Source organism: Pararhodobacter sp., assembly GCF_034676075.1.
Taxonomy (GTDB): Bacteria; Pseudomonadota; Alphaproteobacteria; order Rhodobacterales; family Rhodobacteraceae; genus Pararhodobacter.
Genome location: NZ_JAUCCQ010000012.1, coordinates 42,452 through 66,045, shown reverse-complemented (window position 1 = coordinate 66,045; position 23,594 = coordinate 42,452). Strand labels below are relative to the sequence as shown.

Here is a 23,594-nt window from a genome sequence, read left to right as displayed (position 1 = left end):
ATTACTCGAACGCCGACAGCTTCTTCAACCTGCCGGATGCGGAAGACGAGGACGAAGACGACAGCGACGATCCCCGCCGCTGATTTCTGTCAATGGGCCAAAGGGGCCGGGGCGTCACCAGGTGTCGACCCCGGCCCTTGCCATTCTGAGGCCCGCGCCCGAGGCATTGGTGCAGGTCAGCCCGTTGCGGGACGCGAGGCAGGTGAAGGGTCCGGCCTGCCAGAAACTGCCATAGGGCAGGGTGCCCGCCATCGGCAGGCCCGGCGCCTCGCCGCCCCTTATGGGCTGCGGCGCGCCCAGATGCGCCTCAAGGACGACGGTGGTGTAGACCGGCTCGACGATGGTGCAATGCAGTTCCGCCATGCCGGTCATCGTCTGGTAGACCGGTGTGCCGCCCGCCGGGATGAAGGTGCAGCCGACATTGCCCGAGGGCATGGTGAAGGAGACCGTGCCATCGGGGTTCGGCGCGAAGGCGCGTTCGTTGCTGGCCAGCGCGGGGCTGGCGGCGAGGAAAAGGGCGAGGGTCAGGCGCAGCATCGGGGGCTCCGGGGTTGAGGGACCAGCCATGGGTCCGCGGCCAGCGCCCGCCGGTTCAAACGCGCCGCTCGCGCGGCCAGTAGTGCAGGATCAGCGCCGCGACCAGCACCTCGAGCAGGCTCAGCGGCACGGCATAGAGCAGCAGCGCGAAGGGCAGGACCCCCAGATTGCCCGTCACCACCCACATCATCACGAAGCCCGCGAACCAGGCGACGCCGACCCCCTCGAGGAGAGAGAAGCGCCGGAGCAGCATCCACAGCAGCACCGCCAGGCACAGCGACCACAGCCCCCAGGCGGCGCCGTTCAGCGCGGCGTCGGGGAAGGCCAGCCCCAGCCCCTCGTAATGGCGCTGCCAATAGGCCTTGAACAGGAATTCGTTGCGGATGAATTCGCTGATCATGATCCAGAGCGCGGCGACGATGATCGGGACGGCGGGATGCTTCACGGGAACCTCCGGCGGGGCTGAGGCCCCATCGTGCCGCCTGCGGGCGCGGATGCCAATTCCTTTCAGCGCAGGACCAGATCGAGGTCCAGATCCGGCACCGCCCCCCGCGCCAGCTCGGCGATGAGGCCCGCGCCCAGCCGGAACTGGCCGGGCTCGGGCGAGGCTTCGGCCTCGATCCCGTTGACGAAGAGCGTGGCCTCGGGCGCGGGGCCGTCGAAGCGGACGGTGATCCAGGTCTCCGCCTCGGGCAGGAACGGGTCGTTGCGGCGATACTCCAGCGCCGGGCGGCTGATCGCCCGCCCCGGCAGGCGGCGGCCGAGGCGGGCCAGCAGGTCGGCGCGGGCAGCGCGAAGGCGGGTCAGCGCTTCGGTATCGGCTTCCTCCAGCAGGGCGTTCTCGCGCAGCATCAGGGCGGCGACATGCAGCGCCAGCTGTTCCTGTGCCAGCGCCATGACGCTGCCATCGGTCACCGCATTGGCCAGCGCCTGCTTCAGGCTCTCAGTGATCGCGGTCAGCATCAGCGCTTCGACCACCGCGCCGACATGCGACTGCGCCCTGAGCGTGCCGATCCGGGCCACGCCGCCCGCCAGCCGCTGGCCCAATGCCGCCCGGGTGCGGGCCGCGAAGGCGGCCTCGGCCGCAATCCCGGCCTCTGCGCCTTGCAACCGCTCGACCATGGTGCGGGCGGCGGGGCCGACGAGATAGCCCGCCGTCGCCGTCGTCACGCTGTCGTTCAGCGCCGCGCTGATCGTGGCGCGGTCGGTGTCGAGCTGGGCGGGCGTCTTGGGATCGGCACGGCGGTTGTTGTCGTAGTAGTCAGGCGGGGCGATCAGGTTGCTGACCCCCTGCACGATCAGGAGCCCCGCGAAGACATGCGGATGCCCGCGCGAGGCGGTGGCGGCGTCGAAGACCTGCACCAGCGCCTGAAGATTGGCCTGAAGCTGGTAGGAGAGGACCGTCGCCCCTTGCAGGTCCAGCGCCCGCTGATTGGCCCGGTCGGCGGCCTGCCCGAACAGGACCAGCGTCCGCTCGCGCATCGCCTCGCGCTCGCGCGCCGCGGCCTCGAAGGCGGCAATGGCCTCGTCCAGCCGGGCGAGGTCGCTCTGGCGGTCGGCGCTGGCCAGAAGCTGGGCGTGGGGCGTCGTGATCTCCTCCAGCGTCGGCAGACCTGCGGCTTGGCCCTCGGCCAGCCGGGTCTCGGCCGCCCGCAGCGCCGCCTCGTGGTCTGACAATTCGGCCCGCGCTGCCGCCAGCGCCTCGCGCCGGATGTCGCTGGTCGCGGCGAGGCTGCGGAAGGCCGCCGCCGCCAGTGACCGCTCGCGGGCGATGGCGGCCCGGTCGTCGCCCGCCGCCCGGATCGCCGCCTCCATCCGGACGCGGAGCGGCTCGGCCTCGGCGGCGAAGGCAGCTTCGGCCTCGGCCAGCGCGGCTTCGTGGCGGGCGACGGCGCGCGCTGCCGCCGCCGCAGCCTCGCGCAGGGGGACCAGCGCCGCCTCGGCCTCGGCCCGATCATCGAACGCCGCCGCGCTGTCGATGCTGACGACGCCCAGCCGGAATTCCACCCGCATCGGCGCCACCCGCGCCGCCGCCAGCGCCTCGGCCTCCAACACCGCCGCGTCATAGGGCAGGAAATAGGGCTGGCCGCCGGTCAGCCGCCCCTCCGCGTCGTAGTCATAGCGCGAGAACTGATAGCCGTCGCGCTGTGGTGGGGCGCCGCTGGCCCGGCGCATCCGCGCCACCGACAGGTTCCACAGCGTCGTGCCCAGCATCGCCGCCTCGCGCACCTCGCTTTCGGCCAGCGCGCGGCGGAAGCGGCGGATCGCTTCCAGCGTCATCGGGCGGCCGTCTTCCAGCGCCCGCAGCGTTTCCTGCAAGGCCGCTGCATTGGCGCCGAGCTGGGCCTCGTATTGCGGCGGGATCACGGCGTGGGCGCCGAAGGTGGCCCTGAGGCCGGCGGCCCCGAATTGCGCCCCGGGCGCGGCGAACCCGGCGTAGGCCCGGGCGATCCCCTCGATCTGCTGGCGCAATTCGGCGCGCTCCCGGGCGATCTGGTCCTGCACGGGGCTCTGGGCTGCCGCAGGCGGGCCGCAGGTCAGGACCAGCGCGGCAAGCAGCACTCCTTTCAGCATCGCATCCTCCCTCGGTGCGGCGGCAGGAATGCAAAAAGTATTCGCCCGCTCGGCGCCCCTGTCAACGCTGCAAGGCAGGCAGGGGTCGGGTGGCTTTCCTTGGCCGCGGCAATCGGCTAACAGGGCGCCGAAACCAACCGCGAAGGTCCGGCGATGAAATTCACCCTGTCCTGGCTCAAGGAGCACCTGGAAACCACGGCCACCCTCGACGCGATCGTCGAGGCCTTGACCGATCTGGGCCTCGAGGTCGAGGAGGTGGTGGATCCCGCCACCACGCTGGGCGCCTTTCGCATCGCCCGGATCATCGAGGCGGTGAAGCACCCCGATGCCGACAAGCTGAACCTGTGCCGGGTCGAGGTGCTGGACGGCCCCGGCGGCAAGGCCGAAGAGGTGCAGGTGGTCTGCGGCGCGCCCAATGCCCGCACCGGCCTCGTGGGCGTCTTCGCCCCCGTCGGCACGCATATCCCGGGCACCGGCGTCGACCTGAAACCGGGCGTGATCCGGGGGCAGGCCTCCAACGGGATGATGTGTTCCGAGCGCGAGCTGGAGCTGTCGGACGACCATAACGGCATCATCGACCTGCCCGCCGACACGCCGCTGGGCCAGCGCTATATTGATTATGCGGGTCTCAATGACCCGATGATCTACATCAAGATCACCCCGAACCGCCCCGATGCGCTGGGCGTGCGCGGCATCGCCCGGGATCTGGCCGCGCGCGGTCTCGGCACGCTGAAGCCGCTCGATGTGCAGCCGGTGGCGGGGGCGTTCCCCAGCCCGATCTCGGTCAGCATCGACCCGGCGCTGAAGGACAAGGGCTGCCCGCTGTTTGCCGGGCGGGTCATCCGCGGCGTGAAGAACGGCCCCTCGCCGAAATGGCTGCAACAGCGGCTGAAGGCCATCGGGCTGCGCCCGATCTCGGCGCTGGTCGACGTGACGAACTTCTTCACCTTCGCCCATAACCGGCCGCTGCATGTCTTCGACCTGGCCAAGGTCGAGGGCGGGGCGCTGCGCATCCATCCCGCCGAAGGCGGCGAGGAAATCCTCGCGCTCGACGGCAAGACCTATGCGCTGACCCCCGACATGATGGCGATTTCCGACGCCCAGGGCGTCGAAAGCATCGCCGGGATCATGGGCGGCGAGCATTCGGGCTGCACTGACGAGACGGTCGATGTGTTCCTGGAATCGGCCTATTGGGACCCGATCACCATCGCCACCACCGGCCGCGCGCTGAAGATCAACTCGGACGCGCGCTATCGGTTCGAGCGCGGTGTGGACCCCGCCTTCACCCTGCCGGGGCTGGAACTGGCGACGCGCATGATCCTCGACCTCTGCGGCGGCGAGCCCTCCGAGGTGGTCGTCGATGGCGCCGTGCCGGACACCGCGCGCGAATACCGCTTCGACGCGGCGCGGTGCTCCAGCCTGGTCGGGATGGAAATCCCCGAGGCCGAACAGCGCCGCATCCTGGAATCGCTGGGCTTCCATCTGGAAGGCGACCGCGCCACGCCGCCGAGCTGGCGGCCGGACGTGCTGGGCGACGCCGATCTGGTCGAGGAAGTGGCGCGCGTCGCCTCGCTGACCAAGCTGGAAGGCAAGCCGATGCGCCGCCCGCAGGCGGGTGTGCCGGCGCCGATCCTGACGCCGCTGCAAAAGCGCGAACGCCTGATGCGGCGGACGCTGGCGGCGCTGGGCTACCATGAATGCGTGACCTATTCGTTCATCGACGCGGCTTCGGCCACGCTGTTCGGTGGTGGCGAAGATGCGCTGAAGCTGGAGAACCCGATCTCCAGCGAGATGACGCATATGCGCCCCGACCTGCTGCCGGGCCTTCTGCAGGCCGCGGCCCGCAATCAGGCGCGGGGCTTCGCCGACATGGCGCTCTTCGAGCTGGGCCCGGTGTTCCACGGCGGCGAGCCCGGCGAACAGGCGATCCATGCGACCGGCCTCCTGATCGGCGCCAACGGCCCGCGCGACCCGCATCACGCCCGCCGTCCGGTCGACCTGTTCGACGCCAAGGCCGATGCCGAGGCGGTGCTCGCCGCCATCGGCGCCCCCGCCCGCACGCAATCGGACCGCAACGTCGCCGGCTGGTTCCACCCGGGCCGCGCCGGGCGCCTGACGCTGGGCAAGAACGCGCTGGCGACCTTCGGCGAGGTGCATCCGCGCATCCTGAAAGCCTATGGCATCAAGGGCGCGGCGGTGGCCTTCACCCTGCCGGTGGCGGCGGCGCCGATGCCGAAGAACGCCTCGGCCACCCGCCCGGCGCTGGTGCTGAACGACCTGCAGGCGGTCGAGCGTGACTTCGCCTTCGTGGTGGACACCTCGGTCGAGGCGCTGGCCGTGGTCAACGCCGCCCAGGGCGCCGACAAGGCGCTGATCGAGGCGGTGCGGGTCTTCGACGAATTCTCGGGCGAGAAGGCCGAAAGCCAGATGGGCCCGGGCAAGAAATCGCTGGCCATCGCCGTGCGCCTGCAGCCGCAGGGCAAGACCCTGACCGAGGACGAGATCGAGGCCGTCTCCGCCAAGATCGTCGACAAGGTCGCCAAGGCCACCGGCGGCACGCTGCGCGGCTGATCCGGCCGGCCAGAACCACAGGAAGGGGCCCCTGCGGCCCCTTTTTCTTGCGCGCGACCTGCCGCATCTTTGCGCCCCAAATATCCCGGGGGGTGAATTCGGCCCCGCCTGCGGGGACGAAGAGGGGGGCTGGCCCCCCTCCCTTGCCCCGGCCCTCTCGCGGCCCTAGGGTTGCGATGTGACCGCTAACTTCCCCCCGCTGCCGATCCCGGCCCCAGAGTTCCTCGCCCATGAGTCATTCCGATAGCGACGCGCCGATCCGGGCCCCCTCGGGCCCTGTCGGGCCGATGATGGCGCTGGGCAGCTTCGCGCTCTACGCCACCCATGACGTGCTGATCCGCATCCTTGGCGAAAGCTACAGCGTCTTCCAGATCATGTTCTTCATGGGGTTGATGAGCTTCCCGCTCCTGGTTCTCATGCTGATCCGCGACCCCGAACCCGGCACGCTGCGCGCGGTCCATCCCGGCTGGTCGGCGGCGCGGACCGGCTGCGTGGTCATCTCGGCCGGCGGCGCGTTCTATGCCTTCACCGTGCTGCCGCTCACCCAGGTCTATGCCGTCCTCTTCGCCTCGCCGCTGCTGGTCACGCTGCTGGCGATCCCGATGCTGGGCGAGAAGGTCGGCATCCACCGCGGCCTTGCCGTGGCGGTGGGGCTGGCGGGCGTGCTGGTGGTGCTGCGCCCGGGCGGCGGCGAGGCGCTGGGCCTCGGCCATCTGGCGGCGCTGGCCTCGGCGATGACGGCGGCAATGAACGGGGTCATCGTGCGCAAGATCGGCCGGGACGAGCGCCCGGCGGTGCTGCTGCTCTATCCGATGCTGGCCAATGTGGTGATCATGGCCGCGACCCTGCCGCTGGTCTATGTGCCGATGGAATTGCCGCATCTGGGCATCGTCGCGCTGATCGCGCTGCTGGCCTTCGGGGCGATGAACCTCTCGATCGGCGCCTATCGCCGGGCCGAGGCCGCGCTGGTCGCGCCGATGCAATATTCGCAGATCGTCTGGGCCACCCTGTACGGCGCGCTCCTCTTCGGGGAATCGCCCGACCGCTGGACGGTGGCGGGGGCCTCGCTGATCATCGCCTCGGGCCTCTACATCGTGTTCCGGGAATCGCGGCGCGACGTCTCGGCCAACCGCCCGGTGCAGAGCACCCGCCTGCGCAACGAATCGGTTGCGGCGCCCCGTCCGGTCATGCCGGACGAGGACCGCGGCGAGGCTCTGGCCGAAGCGATGGCCGAGGCGGAAAATCCTTTGCGCTGACCTGCTTTTGGCACGCGATCTGCCCTTGCAAACCCCGCCGCGCCGGGGTAATCCCCGCCCCACGGTCGGAGTGTAGCTCAGTCTGGTAGAGCACTGTCTTCGGGAGGCAGGGGCCGGAGGTTCGAATCCTCTCACTCCGACCAGTATTTCCAGAAAATTTCCCGCTTGGACGAACTGGCACGGGTCAGGTGACCCTGGTGCCGTTCGTGACAGGTGCTGACCGAGGCTGGCGGGTTGCTGACCGGGTCTCGCGATCTCGGCGCGGGGGCTTTGGCATCCCGGTGGGCGATTTCGGGTGTGCTTACGGTGTTGCGGGCGAAAGGGGCCTGGTTTCGCCGCCGGCGCCCCTAAGACAATAGGGGCGGTCGGCGGTAAATAATTCTTGTCCGAATACCGGGGATGCGATTAGCTCATTTCGTGTTGGTAATTGGTGTTTGGGTGAAACGTGAAGGTTTCTCTTGTCGCGCTCGCGATTCTTTCCGCAATTCTGTTCTGGTTTTCCGATCCGGGCGACGAGGCCAGTCTTTCCCTCAGCGACGGTGTTTCCGCCGAGACCGAAACCTACAGGGCACAATTGCGGGCCGAGGAAGAGCGGCGGCGCGCGGCCTTGATCCATGCCTCGGTGCCCGAGCGGGAAGCTCTGGTCACCCTCTGCCTTGAGCGTTTGCAGGAGCTGATGGTGACCCAGGCCCGGCCGGTTTGGACGGTGATCGGCGTCGTCGCGCCGGCGGCGTCATCGGAGGAAAGCCTCGCCAGTCGGAATTTCCGCCGGATCAGATTGGACGGGGAACACCCCGATATTTTTATCCGGGCGGTGGCCGAGCGTGCTTTTGCCCTGTCAGCTGAGGATATTCAGCCTCCCGGTATTCAGTTTCTTGTCCATGAAGAACGCGCGGTTCCGGGATTTACCACGAGCCCGCGTTTCATTGTCGGCTACCATTGCCGTTTCATGGATATCGGCCAGGTCTTTCTGTCGCGCGGGGTGACGATCAGCGCGACGTGAGCGGGTCCCGTCGCGTGTCGCTGCGCCCGGGAGCCAGCGCGCCTCACGGCACGAAGAGCCCGTTTTGTTGCCGATAGGCCAGGATCGGGGTCGGCACCGCGAGTTGGGCGTCGCTCAGCGGCCGCGGGTCCGGCGCATCCGCGGCGGGACGCGGGTGGCGGATGGTGGTTTCAGTGACCAGCCCCTGCAGGGTGGGGGCCGCCTGGGCGCTGTCGGGGAAGACCACGGCGTCGAGTTGCGCCTGATCCACGCCGAGATGACCGCTGAGCACCCCTTTGAAGACCGAACGCAGGTCAAGGGTCGGGCGCAGATCGTAACCCTCGAGCAACTCGCCCGGGCGACAGCCCGGCCAGTCGCCGTGGATGCCGCCGCGCACGGCGCCGCCGACCAGCAGCACCGGCATGCCGATGCCGTGGTCGGTCCCGCGGGTGCCGTTGGCGGGGATCGTGCGGCCGAATTCGGTGGTCACCACTACCGCCGTGCTGTCCCAGACCCCGGCCAGATCGCGCCGCAGTACGCCCAGGGCGCGGTCGAGGGTCGAGAGGCGTTCGGCGAAATGCCCGTCCAGCACCCCCTGATCGGCATGGGTATCCCAGCCGTCGATGGTCAGCACCGCCACCCGGGGCCCGCCCGCCGTCGTCAGCAGCCGCGCCGCGCCGCGGAAGCCGTTGACCACCGGCGGCAGGGTCGGATCGTTCTGGAACGCGCCCGTTCCGGCCATGGCGTCGACCTCCAGCCCCAGGCGATGGATCGCCAGCAGCTCGGGGTCGCGGGCGGCATAGATCTGGTGCAGCGGCGCCAGCGTCGTCGTGCGCAGGCGGGGGAACCAGGTGCTGGACCAGTCGAGCACCGGCTCGCTGCCGCGCACGATCAGCGGGTTGCTGTTGATGGCCAGCACTCGTCCGTCGCGCAGCGGCTCGCCCCCGGGCAGGACCGAGAGCAGCCGGTTGACCCAGCCCGAGGCCCCGGGGCGCGACCCGCCGAGGCCGTTTTCCAGCACCTCCTGGCATTCGAAATGCGAATGCGTCTGCAGGGGCAGGCCGACGGCGGGCACGAAGGCGGCCTCGCCCGCGGCATAGAGCGCCTGTACTTCGCGCATCGCCGGATGCAGCAGGAAGCCGCCCGACAGGGCCAGTGCCGCCTCGGGCGGGACGGCGAGCGCGCCCCGCGCCGCGTAATAGGCCGGGTCGAAGGCCGGGACCAGCAGCGAGACCCCGTCCATGCCTCCCCTCAGCACCACGATCAGCAGCCGCGCCTCGCTCAGCGTGTTGGCGCGGGCCCGCTCGCCGAGGAAGGCCGAGGAAAACAGGCCGACCGACAGCCCCATCAGCCCGCGCCGGGTCAGCGACAGGCGGTGGTCGGCGCAGTCATGGGGCGAGGGCTGGGGGCGGGTCATCTGCGTTGGAACTCCGGGGCCATGAAGAGGAGGGTCAGCGCCTGCACGGGATCGGCCGAATCGCGCACCGCGGTGGCGGTTTCGACGCTCAGCGCCGGACCCAGTACCCGGGCGGCCAGCCGTCGCGGCGGCTGGGGCAGGGGCGCGCGGGTCAGCAGCAGCTGCGTGGCTTTCTGCAGCGCGTCGCCCCGGATCCGCAGCGCATTGGGCGAGAGCCAATGCGCGGTCTCGTCGGGATAGCCATCCGGCGTCTCCCAGTAGCCGGGCCGATGGCCCAGCGCGTCGAGGATCTGCACCAGCAGCCAGAGGTCGTCATCGTGCCACATCCGGTTGAGTGCCCGGGCCTGCGCCACCATCAGCTCGTAGGGGGTGCGCAGCTTGGTCTGCGGCAGGGTCCAGGCCTGGGGCAGGTCGATGAGGGCGAGCGCCGTCTGCATCAGGTCGCCCTCGCTGTCGAGATAGGCGCGGGCGATGGGGTCGACTATCTCGGGCGTGGGGGTATCGGTCAGGAAATGCTGCACCAGCTTGAAGGCGAGGTGCTGCGCGGTTGCCGGATGCCGGGCCAGATCGGTCAGCACGGCCGTGAGCTGCCCCGCGCGCCCGGTATAGCGCCGGCCCAGAACGCGCCGCGGCCCCGGTTCGTGCCAATCGGCGCGAAAGATGTACTGGCCGCGGGTCGCGTCGCTGCCGCCGTTCAGGTTGCGGTCGGCCTCCCATCCGCGGACATAGCTGTGGCCGCTGAGAACATAGGCCATCTGCAGGATGTCGCCCTCGGTATAGCCCGCGCCATAGCCCAGCGTGTGCAGTTCCAGGACCTCGCGCGCCAGGTTGACATTGACGCCGGCGCCGCGCCGCAGACCGATCAGGCTGTTGGGGCCGATCGACTCCTGATTGTCGAGGTAACAGAGCATCGCCGCTTGGGTCAGGATCGCGGTCAGCATGCGCTCGAACCGGCCCGTCGCCGTGCCGCGGATCACGCAGCGTTCGATCACCCCGCGCATGCCGCGCACCAGCGCGGCCTTTTCGACCGACATGTTGAAGTGATTGGACCAGAACATGACCAGCCGTTCAAAGAAGCCGACCGGGGCGAAGATGCGCTTGCGGAAGGCGGCGATGGTCTCGGCCCGGTTGATCGCTTCGTAGTCGGTGAAACTGCCCGATACGCCGGTCGCGGCGGCCTGGGCCGGATCGGGCAGCTGGGTGCCGCGCAGGCGCCGCACCCAGCCCGTAGTCAGTTCCTGAACCAGTGCCCCGCGCGGGTCCGAGGCGATGTCCTGCAGGGTCGTGGGACGGGCGCCCAGCCCGAAGCGGCTGGCGGCCAGGGCGGCGCGCGCAATGGGGTCGGTGAGGGTCATGGGGCAGGGCCGGGGATGAAGGATGCGGTCGCCGTCCCGGGCTATGGCAGCCGGACCTTCTGGTCCTCCGCGCGGGATACCGTCCCCTTATCGCCGGTCGTCATTTACGAAGTCTCAACACCTCGCCGGAGAATACGGGGCATTTTCCTCGAATACCTGCGGCCCCCGCCTCAGCTCCAGAAGGCCAGCGCGGGCTCCAGCCAGCGGACGTGCAGCACGCGGTGATAGACCACATAAAGCGCCAGCGCCGCGCCCGCCGCGTAGAGTAGCGTCCAGCCGAGCCGGTGGCGCGTGGCAAGGCCGAGATAGAGCGCGACGAAACCCACCAGCGCCACGGGCTGGCCAAAGGCCCAGGCGGTGGCGATCATGGCGCCCACGGCCAGCAGGAACCCCGCGCTTTTCAGCGTCTCGGGGTCAGGACCGCGGCCCTCGCGCGCGGGGCGCCTGGGCCAGGCGCGCAGGTCGGTGAGCAGGGCGATGGCGGCGAAGAGCGCCCCCAACGGCGCGATGACCAGCGGGAAGCGGCGGGCCGAGGGCGGCCAGCCCAGCGCCGGGGCGATGGCGGCAAGGAAGGTGGCGGTCAGCGCCAGACCCAGGAAGATCGAGGCCGGATGCCCCCCCATCGCCCGGCTGGCGGCGCGCAGCGACGACACGTCCCGCGCCTTCAGCGTCGAGCGGATGGCGAAGACCAGCGCCACGACCAGCAGCACCGCCAGCACGATGGACAGCGGCCGCGCCAGCAGATCGGCGGGCGAGAAGCTCTGCCACGACAGCACCAGCGAGCTTTCCATCACCGGGCCCAGCACGAAGCCCAGCACCAGCGCCGGCCGCGGCCAGCCGCCGCGCTTCATCAGATAGCCCAGCGCGCCGAAGCCCAGCACGGTCAGCCAGCTGGCGATGCTGGGCGTGTCGAGCCAGGCGCCCATGAAGACGAACAGGATCACCCCCGGCACGATCAGATGCCCGCTGACGAACGACAGCCGCGCCATCTGGCGGCTGATCAGCATCAGAAGCCCCGCGCCGAAGATATTGGCGATGATCAGCATCCAGACCAGCGAGAAGGTGATGTCGAGCTGGGTGCTTAGCATCGCCCGGCCGGGTGCGAGGCCGAGGATGGTGAAGGCGCCTAGCAGGATCGCCATTGAGGCCGAGCCGGGGATGCCCAGCCCCACGGTGGGGATCAGCGCCCCGCCGAGGACGGCGTTATTGGCGGATTCGGGCGCGATCACGCCGCGCACGTTGCCGGTGCCGTATTCGGGCTCGCCCGGCTGGCGCTTCGATTGCGCGACATGGCCATAGGCCACCCAATCGGCGATCATCCCGCCGAGGCCCGGCAGCATGCCGATATAGATGCCGATCCACGAACAGCGGATCACCAGCCACCAGTTCCTGAGCGCATCGCGGATCCCGGCGGTCAGGGATTCCGTCTCGTCCCGGTCCACGCGCGAGATCGAGGCGTTGCGCACGGCAAGGTCCAGCATCTCGGGCAGGGCGAAGAGGCCCAGAACCACCGGGATCAGCGGGAAGCCGTCGATCAGGTACATGATCTCGAACCAGTAACGGGGTTCCTCGCTGGCGACCGGGAAGCCGACCTGGCTTAGCAAGAGGCCCGCGGCGGCGGCGGCCAGCCCCTTGGAGACCGCCCCGCCCGAGACGGTGGCGACCATGGTCAGGCCCAAGGCCCCCAGCAGGAAGAATTCGGGCGTGCCGAAGGACAGGATCAAGGGCCGGATCAGCGGCAGCGAGGCCGCCATGGCCAGCCCCCCCAGCACGCCGCCGATGGCCGAGGCGGTGAAGGCCGCGCCGAAGGCCCGCGCCGCCTGACCCTTCTGCGCCATCGGATAGCCGTCCATCACCGTCGCCTGCGAAGCCGCGGTGCCGGGGATGCCCAGCATGACCGAGGCGATGGTGTCCGAAGTCGCGGTCACCGCAAAGACGCCGAGGATCAGCGCCAGTGCCGGCACCGTGTCCATGCCGAAGGTGAAGGGCAGGATGATGACCACGCCGGTGATCCCGCCCAGCCCCGGCACGGCGCCCAGCCAGAGGCCGAACAGCACCCCCAGCCCCAGATACAGGGGCGTGGGCCAGGTGAAGACCAGGCTCAGACCGCTCAGGAATGCGTCGATCATGCTCGGGGCCTCCCCTGCCCGTCGTGAAAGTCGTGGTGACCCCGGTGCGCGGCCGCTGCGGGGCGGGCGACGGTGGGATGAAATCCCACCCTACAGGCGCCCGTAGGGTGGGATTTCATCCCACCATGGCCCGCGCGCCCGGTCCCGTGCCAGAGCGTCGATGCGGCACGGCCGGGGGCCGCGCCGCATCAGGGGCCCGCTTACTGCGTGCCCGAGGCGATATAGGAGGTAACCGTCTCGGCAATCGCCGGATCGACCGCCCGCAGCCCGTCGATCATCGTCTCCATCTGCGCCGGGCCGGTATAGACCGGGACCGAGCCCGCCGTCGCCGTGGCCGCCTCGCGGAAGGCGGGGTCTTCGACCGTGGCGGCGAAGCTGTCGCGCAGGATCGCCAGCGTTTCGGCATCGACGCCGCGCGGCGCGGCGATCAGCCAGGTGGTGCCCGCCATGCCCTGGTTCAGCCATTCGATGGCGTCATAGAGCGGGCCCGAGGGCGGGGCGCCGGTCAGATCCTCGACCACGCTGCGGAAACTCGGCATGTCGCCGAAGCCCTCCAGCCCCACCGGCTGGCCATCCGGCCCCGCCAGTTCGTAGTACCACAGGGGCAGGCCGATCCCGGCGCCGACCACATTGTCCTCGATCCCGCCGAAGTAATTGCCGGCAGGCGTGACGTGGAAATTGACCTCGTCGCGCTGCAGCGCCGCCACGATGCTCGACCCGTCGCCGAAGCCGGTGGTGTAGCCATACTCGATGCCCAGCAGATCCAGCGACATCCGCCCGATCAGGTCGAGATACGAGCCCGGCCGGTAGCCGCCCAGCTGCAGCCCGCTGAGGCCCGCCAGATCGCCGGGGCCGGTGACCGTGGCGCCGCCCACGTCGTTGCGCATATAGGCCATGGTCGGCACGCCCATCCCGGCGATCACCTCGAATTCCGACCAGTCGACGTTCTGCGAGGCCGGGCCGATGGCGCGGGTCGGGCCCGACCAGCTGACCCAGGCCAGCGTCAGGCCATCGGGGCGGGCATTGCGGGCCTCGATGATGCCCGCCATCTGGGCGCCGCCGGTGACCGGCTGGACGATGAAATCGGGGTTGCCGGGGATATGGTCGGCCCAATGATTGGCGAAGAGCTGCGCCATCACCCCGGTCGAGCCCCCGGCGCCGAGGTTGATGACGATGCGGATCGTCTCGCCTTCGTAGCGGTCCTCGGCCACGGCCGGGGCCGTCCCCAGCGCCAGCGCGGCCAGACCGGCCAGTACGGTAGTTCTCGGCATGTGGTCTCCTCCCCTTATGCCTCACCCTTGCGGGTGATCCTTGCCTTCAGCGCGTCATGGTCTTGCTCAGCTCGGTCTGCGGCAGGTAGCAGCCCTGCGCGCGCAGGCGTCCAACCAGCGCCTCGGTGTCGAGGTCGCAGCCCGGCTGCCCGGTTTCGAGGGATTGCTTGGCCGCCGTCGCCGCCGCCTGACCCATCATATAGGCCGCCGATTGCGCCCGGATCGAGCCGTGGACGGCATGGCCGCTGGAATGGCAGCGCCCGGCGACCCAGAGGTTCTCCCATCCCTTGGGCACCAGGATCGAATAGGGAATCCCGACCGAGGCGCCGCGGTCCAGCTTGCCGTTGCCCTCGAAATCGCGCTTGAAACGCTCGAATTCGGCCTCGGAGGTGTTCGTCGGGTGATTGTCCGGCGGGCGGTTGTAGACGCAGACCTGATCGGGGAACTGGCGGCGGGCCTGATAATCCTCGATCGTCAGGGTGAATTCGCCGACAATGCGCCGCGTGTCGCGCACGCCCATCACCGGCGCGGTCGAGACCAGCTCGATGTCCTGACAGCCGGGCACGTATTTGCGGTAGAAATCCAGGAATTCCTGCGCCACGACCCGGCCGCGCATCATCCCCTCGGACAGGCTTTTGCTGTCCAGCCCGTTCAGCCCGTAGACATGACCGGCGTTGATGTTGGCGATGCTGTCGCCCAGCTTGTTCATGCCGGGGATGAAGCGAAAATGTTCCGAGAAATGGCCGTCGGCCACCGCCTGCGGCAGGATCTCCTTGCGGACCCGCAGCTTCACCTCGTCCATCGCCTCGACCCCGCCGGCATAGGCCGGGTCGTCCCAGTCGACCCCGCCCACCAGCGAGCAGAGCGTACCGGGCGCGGTATCGGGCCAGTCGATGCCCGCCACCTTGCATTCCGCCCCGGCCAGCGCCGACAGCGCGGCATCGCCCGTGCAGTCGATGAAGGCGCCCGCCTCGACGAAGGTATAGCCCTCGACATTGCTCAGCACGGCGCCGATGATGCGGGTGCCGTCGGTCTCGCAATCGATCACCCGGGTGAAATAGCGCACATCGACACCCGCTTCGGTCGCCTTTTCGTCCAGCAGGCGCTTCAGCCCCTCGGGGTGGAAGGGGATCCAGCGGTTGTAATGCTTGTGCCAGAAATCGGGCGTCACGCCGGGGCCGAGGTAGCCGCGCTGGTGCATCGATTCCACCAGCTCGCGGCAGAAGCCGCCGACCAGCGCCTTTTCACCATCGCCCATCGGGCCGAAGGTGGTGACATAGGACGAGGTGCCCATGCCGCCCATGCAGCCCTGCGCCTCGGCCAGCAGCACCCTGGCGCCCAGCCGCGCGGCCGAGATCGCGGCCGCCGTACCCGCCGGGCCACCGCCCGCCACCAGAATGTCGTAACGGCTTTCGACGGGTATTTCCCGGACCAGACGATGGGTTTTCATGCCGGTTCTCCCTGCCGCTGTGCCTCGGCCATGACGCCCATCGCCGCCGCCACGCCGCCCCGCTGGTGGGCGATGTCGGCAAGGCCGAGGCTCATTTCCACCCCCGCCAGCGCCGAGATCAGCGACAGGTCGTTGAGATGCCCGAGGTGGCCGATGCGGAACACGCGATCGGCGAGTTTTCCCAACCCGTTACCCAAGGATAGATCGAAAGAGGCCAGCGCCACCTGCCGCAGCCGGTCGGCCGAGGCGCCTTCGGGAACCCGAAGCGCCGTCAGGGCGGCGGAGTATTCGGACGGCACCGCGCATTGCAGCTCCAGCCCCCAGGCGGTGGCGGCGGCGCGCGTCGCGCGGGCCAGGCGCCGGTGGCGGGCGAAGATCGCCTCCAGCCCCTCGGCCCGCATCATGGCAAGCGCGGCGCGCAGGCCGAACAGCGTGTTGGTGGCGGGCGTGTAGGGGAAGAAACCGTCCGCGTTCATGCGGATCACCGGCTCCCAGGCCCAGTACGAGCGGGGCAGGGTGGCGGTCTTCGCCGCCTCCAGCGCCTTGGGCCCCAGCGCGTTGAAGGAAATCCCGGGCGGCAGCATCAGCCCCTTCTGCGAGCCGCCGACGGTCACGTCCACGCCCCAGTCGTCAGCACGGTAGGGGATCGAGCCCAGGGACGAGATCGTGTCGACCATCAGCAGTGCCGGATGCCCGGCCGCGTCGATGGCGGCGCGGATCGCCGGAATGTCGGCGGTGCAGCCGGTCGAGGTCTCGTTATGCACCACGCAGACGGCGCGGATCTTGTGCCCGGGATCGGCCCGCAGCCGGTCCTCGATGCGCTGGGCCTCGGCCCCGCGGCGCCAGTCGCCCGGCAGGATCTCGGCATTGAGCGAGAGGCGCCCGGCGATCTCGGCCCAGAGGCTGGCGAACTGCCCGCTTTCATACATCAGCACATGATCGCCCGGCGACAGCGTGTTGACCAGCGCCGCTTCCCAGGCGCCGCTGCCCGATGCCGGATAGGTCACTACGGGCCCGGCGCAGCCGAAGATCCAGCGCAGGCCGTCCTGCACGTCATGGGCCAGTGCCTGAAAGGCCGGGCCGCGGTGGTCGATGGTCGGCCGGTCCATGGCCCGCATCACGTCATCGGGCAGGGCACTCGGCCCCGGAATGAACAGGTGATGGCGTCCGGTCATGTCTTGGCTCCCCCTCCGGTCGCTGCGGACCGGATCGTCTTGTCTTCCCTGAGAATCGTGCATATTGTATTCAAAATACAGAATCAAGCATTCAATTCGCGGCGGGCTCCTCTTGTCTTGCCCGGAAATGCAGGAAACAATGATCGCAGCCCCAGCGGACCCGATGACCTTGCTCCAGCCGATCCACCGCCCCTCGCTCCATGACCAGCTGGTCGAGCAGTTGCGCAGCTATTTCACCGAAGGCCCGCTGAAGCCGGGCGAGAAGGTGAACGAGCAGGCGCTCGCCAGTGCCTATGGTGTCTCGCGCACGCCGCTGCGGGAGGCGCTGAAGGTGTTGGCCTCCGAGGGCCTGCTGACCTGGACGCCCAACCGCGGCGTCCGCATGGCCGAGATCAGCGCCGAGGGGCTGGCCGAGGTCTTCGAGGTGCTGATGGCGCTGGAATCGCTGGCCGGACGCAAGGCCGCGGCCAAGATGAGCGAGGCGGGGATCGCCGCCATCGCCGACCTTCAGTCCCGGATGGAGGCCGAATACGAGGCCGGCGACATCAGCGCCTATTTCCGCACCAACCAGGCGATTCACGAGGCGATCCTGCAGGGCAGCGGCAACGAGGCGCTGGTGGCCACGCATCGCTCGCTTTCGGGCCGGGTGCGGCGCGCGCGCTTCATGGCCAATATGTCCCGCGCCCGCTGGCAGCACGCGATCGAGGAACACCGCGAGATCCTCGCCGCCCTGACGGCCCGCGATGCCGAGGGGCTGGGGCGGCTTCTCGCCGCGCATCTGGAGGGCAAGCTGCGCTCCCTGCAGGAGACGCTGCCGACGTCTGGCACCTAGGCGCAGGTGCGGCGGGGCAGGGGCCTCACGCTGGCGTGTCGGAAGGGGCGCTTGTCCCCGGCGGCGGGAACGCGCATCTTGGGGTCATGATCGACGTCCTCCGCACCCTGTTTCGTCCCGACGCCGCCCCGCGGTCCGAGGTTTCCGCCGATGTCGCCGTCGCCGCGCTGCTGGTCGATGCCGCCCGCGCCGACGACCAGTACAAGCCCGAGGAGCGCCGCGCCGTCGTCGCGCTTCTGGAGCACATGTTCGGGCTCGAACATCCCGAGGCCGAGTTGCTGTGCGAAAAGGGCGAGGCGGCGCAGGCCGCTGCCGCCGATATCGTGCGCTTCACCCGGGTGGTGAAATTCGCCATGGACGAAGACGAGCGCATCCGGCTGATGGAGGCGCTGTGGGAGATCGTGCTGATCGACCACGACCGCGATCCCGAGGAAGACGCGCTGCTGCGCCGTCTGGCGCCCTTGCTCGCCGTTTCGGACCATGACAGCGCGCTGGGCCGCCAGCGGGTTCTGGCCCGGCTGGGCTAGGTGCGAACCCGCCCCTCTGACCCGGTCATCGGGGTTACCGGCACGGCTGGGCGTCGCGGCCAGAAGTCGGGTCGTTCACGCAATTTTCGAGACTGTGTCTCAATTTCGCCCCGATTGGTGACGAGAACAAGATGAACAGGGAAGCGATTCCGGGTGAGTCGCCCGGGCTTCCACATCTTTGAGGCGAGTTCGGGCATGGCCGCGCTTTCGATCCATCTCCTCCGCCAGGGTCCGTGCCTGACCGAGCGGCACATGGCGGGGCCCCGTCTGACGGGTCTGCGCCCCTCTGCCCCCCGCGCGAACGGAGGCTGCCATGGGGCATGATCCCTTCGATCCCGAGGATTTCCTCAATCTCGGTGGCGCCAAGCCCGACCGCCCGACGCGCGAGCTGCCGCCCATCGTGCAGCCGCCGGTCTATCCGCGCCGTCAGTCCACCCCGGCGCCCCGCGCCGCCGCGCCCGTTGCCCGCGCGCCCGAAGCGCCCCGCAACCCCGAACGCGCCGAACAGGGGATCGCCGCGCGCCTGACGGCGCCCGATCCGGTGCTGCAACCCCTTGCCGCGTCGCGCCCGGCGGTCCGCGCTGTGCCGCAGGCGCCGCAGGCCGAGGCCACGCGCGCCCCGGTCGAGCATTACATTCCCGGCTACGGTTTCCAGCGCCAGGCTGTAGCCATGGCCGTCGGCGGTGACTCTGGCTACGATCACGCCATCGCCGGTCCGGTCTATCGCCGCCCGAATGGAAGCCAGGCCCTCGCGACCCAGCCGGTCTCTGTCGCGCAGGCGGAACCCGGCTTCGACGGTGCCGACCCGGCAACCGCCTGGCAGGACGATGCCGAAGCGCCCTATGCAGGCGCGATGCCTGCCCCGACCCAGGCCGAGCGCGCGCCTTTCCGTCACAGCGCCCCCCGTGGCGCCTCGTTGCAGGATTGGGAGAACGACGCGGCCGAAGCCCGCCAGCCCGCCCCCCCGCGCCGTGCCGCCCCCCAGCGCGGCCCCGGTCTGGTGCGCGAGCCGATGGCGGTGGCCTTCCGCGGCCTCGAATACGCGACCCAGACCTGGAGCGTCTACGGCTTCACCCTGGCCGCGCCGCTGCCCGGGGCCGACGAAGCGCCGATCACCGAGGTGACGCTGATGATCGCCCGGGGGGTGACGCGGCTGGCCCTGCAGGTGCAGGTCGCGGCCGAGACCGATCCCGGCGTGCGCCCGGCGCGCTATGCCTTCATCGACCTGGAGCCCGCGCAGGCCGAAGTTCTGCGCCGCATCGCCGAACACGCACTGGCCAATCGGGCCCGGGCGCTGGCCGAGATGTTCGAGGAAACCGACGCCGCCCTGCCGCCCCAGGCCCCGCAACAGTACGCTCCGCATTACGCCTCGCCGCAGCCCGCGCCTGCCCCCCGTCAGCCCGAAGCCGAGGCCTGGCCCTATCCCTCGCCGATCCTGCAGCCGAAGCCGAAAAGCCCGGCCGCCGCCGCCGCGCCGGTGGCCGAGGCGCCGAAAGTCGAACCCCGCAAGCCTCGGAGCGGTTTTGCCATAGGCCTCAGGCTGTCGCTGGCCCTGGCCGCGCTGATCGCGGGCGGGGTCTATTGGAACGCCCAATCCTCGATCGCCTCGCGTTTCGGCGCGGTCACCGTTGCCGCCACTGAGATGAGGGCGCCCGAAGCCGGTTTCGTCACCGATCTGAGCGTGACCGAAGGCCGCGCCGTGGCGCTGGGCGAGCGTCTGGGCACCATCCGCCAGACCGATATCGACTTCTCGCTGACCGAGACCGGCCGCCGCCGTCAGGCGCTGCTGGCCGAACAGGCCACGCTCAGCGCCGAGCGCGAGACGCTGCGCGAGCGCGCGGTGCAGGCGGCGCTGGGCGAGACCGAGGGCGCGGCGCAGGAAAATGCGCGCGCGCTCGACGCCGCCGATCTGCGCCTCACCGTCATCGCCGCCGAACTCGCCGCCATGCCGGTCCCGCCCGGCGAGGGCCAGCCCGGCGCGCCGATCCTGTCGCCCTGCGATTGCACGGTGCTGACGCTCAACCATCACAACGGCGATTGGGTCGACCCCGACATGCCGCTGGCCGTCCTGACCGCCGGTGAGGCGGCGAGCGTGCATGCACTGCTGCTGGGCAACGAGGCGCGCGAGGTCGCGGTCGGCAACCATGCGCGGATCCGGCTGGCCGATGGCACCTCGATGGCGGGCATTGTCGAGCGGGTAAGCTTCGATCCGCATTGGCAGGGCTATGCCGGGCTCGACGACGATGTCTTTGCCGCCGGCCGCTATGCGAGGGTCGAGATCCGCCCTGAACGCCCGCTGACCGCGCCGGTCGGCAGTTCGGCCGAGGTGACGGTGCAATCGAGCCAGATCTGGGGCGCGCTGCGGGCTCTGGTCGGGATGTGAGGCGGGGCTGAGGGGTTTCGCCCTCGTTTCCCTCTGTCCCGGGTGACCGGTTGCGGGAGGCGACGTCCCCCGCGCAGGGGAGTTTCCCTACTGGAGAAACCCCCGAGGATATTGCCCGCACAAAGATGGCCGCCCTTGACGCGCCGGGGCCGGGGCGGCAAACCCGCCCCATGCTGCCCCGTGACACGCTTGATCAGATCACCCGGCGCTTCGAGTATCTCGAAGCGCAACTCGCCGCCGGGGCCGACCCCGCGGCGCTGGCAGAGATCGGGCGCGAGTATCAGGGGCTGAAGCCGGTGGTCGCGGCGATTGCCGCCTGGCGTGACGCGCTGGCGCAGAAGGCCGAGGCCGAGGCGCTGCTGGCCGATCCCGAGATGAAAGCGCTGGCACAGGAGGAACTGGCCGCGCTGGACGAGACGATCCCGGCCCTTGAGGCCGAGCTGAAGATCGCCCTCCTGCCGCGCGACATCGCCGACGAGCGGCCCGCGATCCTGGAGATCCGGCCGGGCACGGGGGGCGAGGAGGCGGCGCTTTTCGCTGCGGATCTGCTCAGGATGTACCAGCGCTATGCCGATCTGAAGGGCTGGCGCTGCGAGCTGATTTCCGAGACCGCGACCGAGCTTGGCGGCCTGCGCGAGGCGGTGATGCGGGTGGTGGGCGAGGGGGTCTTCGCCCGGCTCAAGTTCGAATCGGGTGTCCACCGGGTGCAGCGTGTGCCGGTCACCGAATCGGGCGGGCGCATCCATACCTCGGCCGCGACCGTCGCCGTCCTGCCGGAGGCGAGCGAGGTCGACCTGCAGATCCCCGACAGTGACATCCGCATCGACACGATGCGGGCTTCGGGCGCGGGCGGCCAGCACGTCAACACCACCGATTCGGCGGTCAGGATCACCCACTTGCCCAGCGGCATCGTCGTCACCTCGGCCGAGAAATCGCAGCACCAGAACCGGCGGCTGGCGATGGAGGTGCTGCGCGCCCGGCTCTTCGATCTGGAGCGCCGCAAACAGGCCGATGCCCGCGCCGCCGACCGCAAGGCGCAGGTGGGGTCGGGCGACCGGTCCGAACGCATCCGCACCTATAATTTCCCGCAAGGGCGGCTGACCGATCACCGGATCAACCTGACCCTCTATGCGCTGCCGCAGATCCTGAGCGGCGATCTGGATGGTGTCGTCGAGCCGCTGATCGCCCAGGATCAGGCCGAGCGGCTGGCGGAGCTGGAAGCATGAGCGCCCCGGGTTTCCAAGGGTTTGCCCGATGATCCTGCGCGAGGCGCTGGCGCAGGCCGTCCAGCGGCTCGACGCCGCCGGGATCGCCGACGCGCCCCGCGATGCGCGGCTGTTGCTGGCCCATGCGCTGGGCATCGCGCCCGACCGCCTGACGCTGGTCCTGCGCGATCCGGCCGGGGCGGAACAGGCGGTGTTCGGGGAAGCCATCGCCCGCCGGGCGGCGCGCGAGCCGGTCAGCCATATCACCGGGCGCAGGCTTTTCTGGGGGCGCGCGTTCCACGTCACCGCCGATGTGCTGGACCCGCGCCCCGAGACCGAGACGCTGATCGCCGAGGCGCTGGGTGCGCCCTTCACGCGGCTCCTCGACCTCGGCACCGGGTCGGGGGCGATCCTTCTGACGCTGCTGGCCGAGCGTCCCGCGGCGCGGGGGCTGGGCTGCGACCTGTCGCCCGCGGCACTGGCCGTGGCCGAGGGGAATGCCGCCACGCTGGGGCTGAGCGGGCGGGCGGAGTTCCGGCAGGGCGACTGGTTCGGGCCGGTCGAGGGGCGGTTCGATCTGATCGTCTCGAACCCGCCCTACATCGCCGAGGCCGAGATGGCGGGCCTCGCACCCGAAGTGCTGCGCGAGCCGCGGATGGCGCTGACCCCCGGGGGCGACGGGCTCGACGCCTATCGCGCCATCGCCCGGGGTGCCGGGGCGCATCTGACCCCGGGCGGGCGCCTGATGGTTGAGATCGGGCCGACCCAGGGCGCGGCGGTCGCCGGGCTGATGGCGGCGGCCGGATTGCAGGGAATCGCCCTGCACCCCGATTTCGACGGCCGCGACCGCGTGGTTTCGGCGCATTGGCCCCTCTAGACCGGTTCTGCGCCTTTTCCGCCACGTTTGTGCGAAAAGACGCCGATGTTCACAGGTTTTTTCCACTTTCGGGCTTGTCTCGATCCCGGGCGCGTGGTTAGTCCGGGGTGTGCCGGGAGTGGTCGCACCGCTTGTCGCTCCGCCCCAGAGCACGCTAATCCAGACTGACTGACCCTGACGCGCCCTTTCGGGCGAAGCCTTGGGGTCAAGCGACCCGACCAAGGCCGGAACTCGATTTCATGAGACCATCGAACAAACGTTCGCGCTCCAAACAGAACCGTCCGCGCTCGCTGGGCAACATCGTCAACCGGGTGTTCGATTCGTCGGGCCCGGAGGGCAAGGTGCGTGGCACCCCGCAGCAGATCATCGACAAGTATTCGGTGCTGGCGCGCGACGCCCAGCTCTCGGGTGACCGGGTCGCGGCCGAGAATTTCCTCCAGCACGCGGAGCATTACACCCGCATGCTGAACGAGGCCCAGGCCGAACTGGCGCGCGAGGCCGAACAGCGGCGCGACCAGCAGTTCCAGGGCGGCCAGAACCCCGGCAACGGCGGGCAGAACAACGGCCAGAATGGCGGTGGGCAGGGCGGAAACGGCCAGAACCACAACAGCCAGAACAATGGTGGCCAGAACACCAACAACCAGAACAACAACGGCGGCCAGGGCCACCAGAACAACCAGCAGAACCGCCGCAACGAGCCGCGGGATCAGCGCGGTGAGGGTGGCGAAGGCGAGGGCGACCAGCGCCCGTCCTGGAAGCAGGAGCGCAACCGCCGCTTCGAGGAACGTCGCCAGCAGCGCGAGTCGAGCGATCCGCGCGACGATTCCCCCGCCGAACCCGAGTCGATGCTGGTCGAAACGCCGGAATCGCGTCGCAACGACCAGCCCGAGGTGATGGCGCCCGCGCCCGCCGCCCCGGCCGAGACGCCCGAGGCCCCGGCGACCGAGGCTCCGGCCGCCGAAGCGCCCGCGCCGAAAAAGCCGCGCGCACCGCGCAGCCGCAAGCCCAAGGCTCCGACCGAGCCCGCCCCCGACGCGGCGGCGGAATGACCGG

At 70.0% G+C, this 23,594-nt stretch carries 18 protein-coding genes and 1 tRNA gene; 10 read left to right on the top strand and 9 right to left on the bottom strand.

What is annotated here, in order from left to right:
- Positions 1-114: 114 nt before the first annotated feature.
- The 3 genes from VDQ18_RS06650 to VDQ18_RS06640 all read right to left on the bottom strand — a co-directional run bounded on the left by VDQ18_RS06650 (position 115) and on the right by VDQ18_RS06640 (position 3,111).
- Entirely contained in the window at positions 115-537 is a 423-nt protein-coding gene (locus VDQ18_RS06650) for a hypothetical protein (protein WP_323020198.1), read from the bottom strand.
- Positions 538-592: 55 nt separating this feature from the next.
- Complete coding sequence (locus tag VDQ18_RS06645) at positions 593-982, bottom strand: hypothetical protein (RefSeq protein WP_323020197.1); 390 nt, start codon at positions 980-982, stop codon at positions 593-595.
- Between the two features lie 62 nt (positions 983-1,044).
- Positions 1,045-3,111: a hypothetical protein gene (locus VDQ18_RS06640; RefSeq protein ID WP_323020196.1), complete on the bottom strand. Its 2,067-nt coding sequence runs from the start codon at positions 3,109-3,111 to the stop codon at positions 1,045-1,047.
- Between the two features lie 153 nt (positions 3,112-3,264).
- Between VDQ18_RS06640 and pheT the strand changes: the two genes are divergently transcribed.
- The 4 genes from pheT (at position 3,265) to VDQ18_RS06620 (ending at position 7,941) form a co-directional block, all read left to right on the top strand.
- On the top strand, positions 3,265-5,682 hold the full coding sequence (gene pheT, locus VDQ18_RS06635) for a phenylalanine--tRNA ligase subunit beta (protein ID WP_323020195.1): 2,418 nt from the start codon (positions 3,265-3,267) through the stop codon (positions 5,680-5,682).
- A 230-nt stretch (positions 5,683-5,912) separates the two neighbouring features.
- The gene (locus tag VDQ18_RS06630) at positions 5,913-6,938 is read left to right on the top strand and encodes a DMT family transporter (protein ID WP_323020194.1); all 1,026 of its coding nucleotides are present in this window, start codon (positions 5,913-5,915) and stop codon (positions 6,936-6,938) included.
- Positions 6,939-7,004: 66 nt separating this feature from the next.
- Positions 7,005-7,081: transfer RNA gene (locus VDQ18_RS06625), tRNA-Pro, on the top strand.
- A 302-nt stretch (positions 7,082-7,383) separates the two neighbouring features.
- Positions 7,384-7,941 carry a hypothetical protein gene (locus VDQ18_RS06620; RefSeq protein ID WP_323020193.1) on the top strand — a complete coding sequence of 186 codons (558 nt, stop codon included), beginning with the start codon at positions 7,384-7,386 and terminating at the stop codon, positions 7,939-7,941.
- A 43-nt stretch (positions 7,942-7,984) separates the two neighbouring features.
- Here the strand turns inward: VDQ18_RS06620 and VDQ18_RS06615 are convergent, their stop codons facing one another.
- The 6 genes from VDQ18_RS06615 to VDQ18_RS06590 all read right to left on the bottom strand — a co-directional run bounded on the left by VDQ18_RS06615 (position 7,985) and on the right by VDQ18_RS06590 (position 16,717).
- On the bottom strand, positions 7,985-9,337 hold the full coding sequence (locus VDQ18_RS06615) for a DUF1501 domain-containing protein (protein WP_323020192.1): 1,353 nt from the start codon (positions 9,335-9,337) through the stop codon (positions 7,985-7,987).
- On the bottom strand, positions 9,334-10,692 hold the full coding sequence (locus VDQ18_RS06610; protein WP_323020191.1) for a DUF1800 domain-containing protein: 1,359 nt from the start codon (positions 10,690-10,692) through the stop codon (positions 9,334-9,336). Before VDQ18_RS06610 ends, VDQ18_RS06615 begins: the two co-directional genes overlap by 4 nt.
- A gap of 170 nt (positions 10,693-10,862) precedes the next feature.
- Positions 10,863-12,821 (bottom strand): tripartite tricarboxylate transporter permease, encoded by a 1,959-nt coding sequence (locus tag VDQ18_RS06605; protein WP_323020190.1) that lies wholly within the window; start codon positions 12,819-12,821, stop codon positions 10,863-10,865.
- A gap of 200 nt (positions 12,822-13,021) precedes the next feature.
- The gene (locus tag VDQ18_RS06600; RefSeq protein ID WP_323020189.1) at positions 13,022-14,092 is read right to left on the bottom strand and encodes a hypothetical protein; all 1,071 of its coding nucleotides are present in this window, start codon (positions 14,090-14,092) and stop codon (positions 13,022-13,024) included.
- 46 nt (positions 14,093-14,138) lie between these two features.
- Complete coding sequence (locus VDQ18_RS06595; protein ID WP_323020188.1) at positions 14,139-15,542, bottom strand: FAD-dependent oxidoreductase; 1,404 nt, start codon at positions 15,540-15,542, stop codon at positions 14,139-14,141.
- Positions 15,539-16,717 (bottom strand): pyridoxal-phosphate-dependent aminotransferase family protein, encoded by a 1,179-nt coding sequence (locus VDQ18_RS06590; protein ID WP_323020187.1) that lies wholly within the window; start codon positions 16,715-16,717, stop codon positions 15,539-15,541. Before VDQ18_RS06590 ends, VDQ18_RS06595 begins: the two co-directional genes overlap by 4 nt.
- Positions 16,718-16,880: 163 nt before the next feature.
- Between VDQ18_RS06590 and VDQ18_RS06585 the strand changes: the two genes are divergently transcribed.
- The 6 genes from VDQ18_RS06585 (at position 16,881) to VDQ18_RS06560 (ending at position 23,590) form a co-directional block, all read left to right on the top strand.
- A complete protein-coding gene (locus VDQ18_RS06585) occupies positions 16,881-17,549 on the top strand; it encodes a GntR family transcriptional regulator (protein ID WP_323020186.1) in 669 nt (222 codons plus the stop codon).
- Positions 17,550-17,635: 86 nt separating this feature from the next.
- Complete coding sequence (locus tag VDQ18_RS06580; protein WP_323020185.1) at positions 17,636-18,076, top strand: TerB family tellurite resistance protein; 441 nt, start codon at positions 17,636-17,638, stop codon at positions 18,074-18,076.
- Positions 18,077-18,389: 313 nt separating this feature from the next.
- Positions 18,390-20,459 (top strand): HlyD family efflux transporter periplasmic adaptor subunit, encoded by a 2,070-nt coding sequence (locus VDQ18_RS06575; protein WP_323020184.1) that lies wholly within the window; start codon positions 18,390-18,392, stop codon positions 20,457-20,459.
- 170 nt (positions 20,460-20,629) lie between these two features.
- Positions 20,630-21,685 carry a peptide chain release factor 1 gene (prfA, locus tag VDQ18_RS06570; protein WP_323020199.1) on the top strand — a complete coding sequence of 352 codons (1,056 nt, stop codon included), beginning with the start codon at positions 20,630-20,632 and terminating at the stop codon, positions 21,683-21,685.
- Positions 21,686-21,713: 28 nt separating this feature from the next.
- Positions 21,714-22,541, top strand: a complete 828-nt coding sequence (gene prmC / locus VDQ18_RS06565; RefSeq protein WP_323020183.1) for a peptide chain release factor N(5)-glutamine methyltransferase — start codon at positions 21,714-21,716, stop codon at positions 22,539-22,541.
- A gap of 239 nt (positions 22,542-22,780) precedes the next feature.
- On the top strand, positions 22,781-23,590 hold the full coding sequence (locus VDQ18_RS06560) for a DUF4167 domain-containing protein (RefSeq protein WP_323020182.1): 810 nt from the start codon (positions 22,781-22,783) through the stop codon (positions 23,588-23,590).
- Positions 23,591-23,594: the final 4 nt, after the last annotated feature.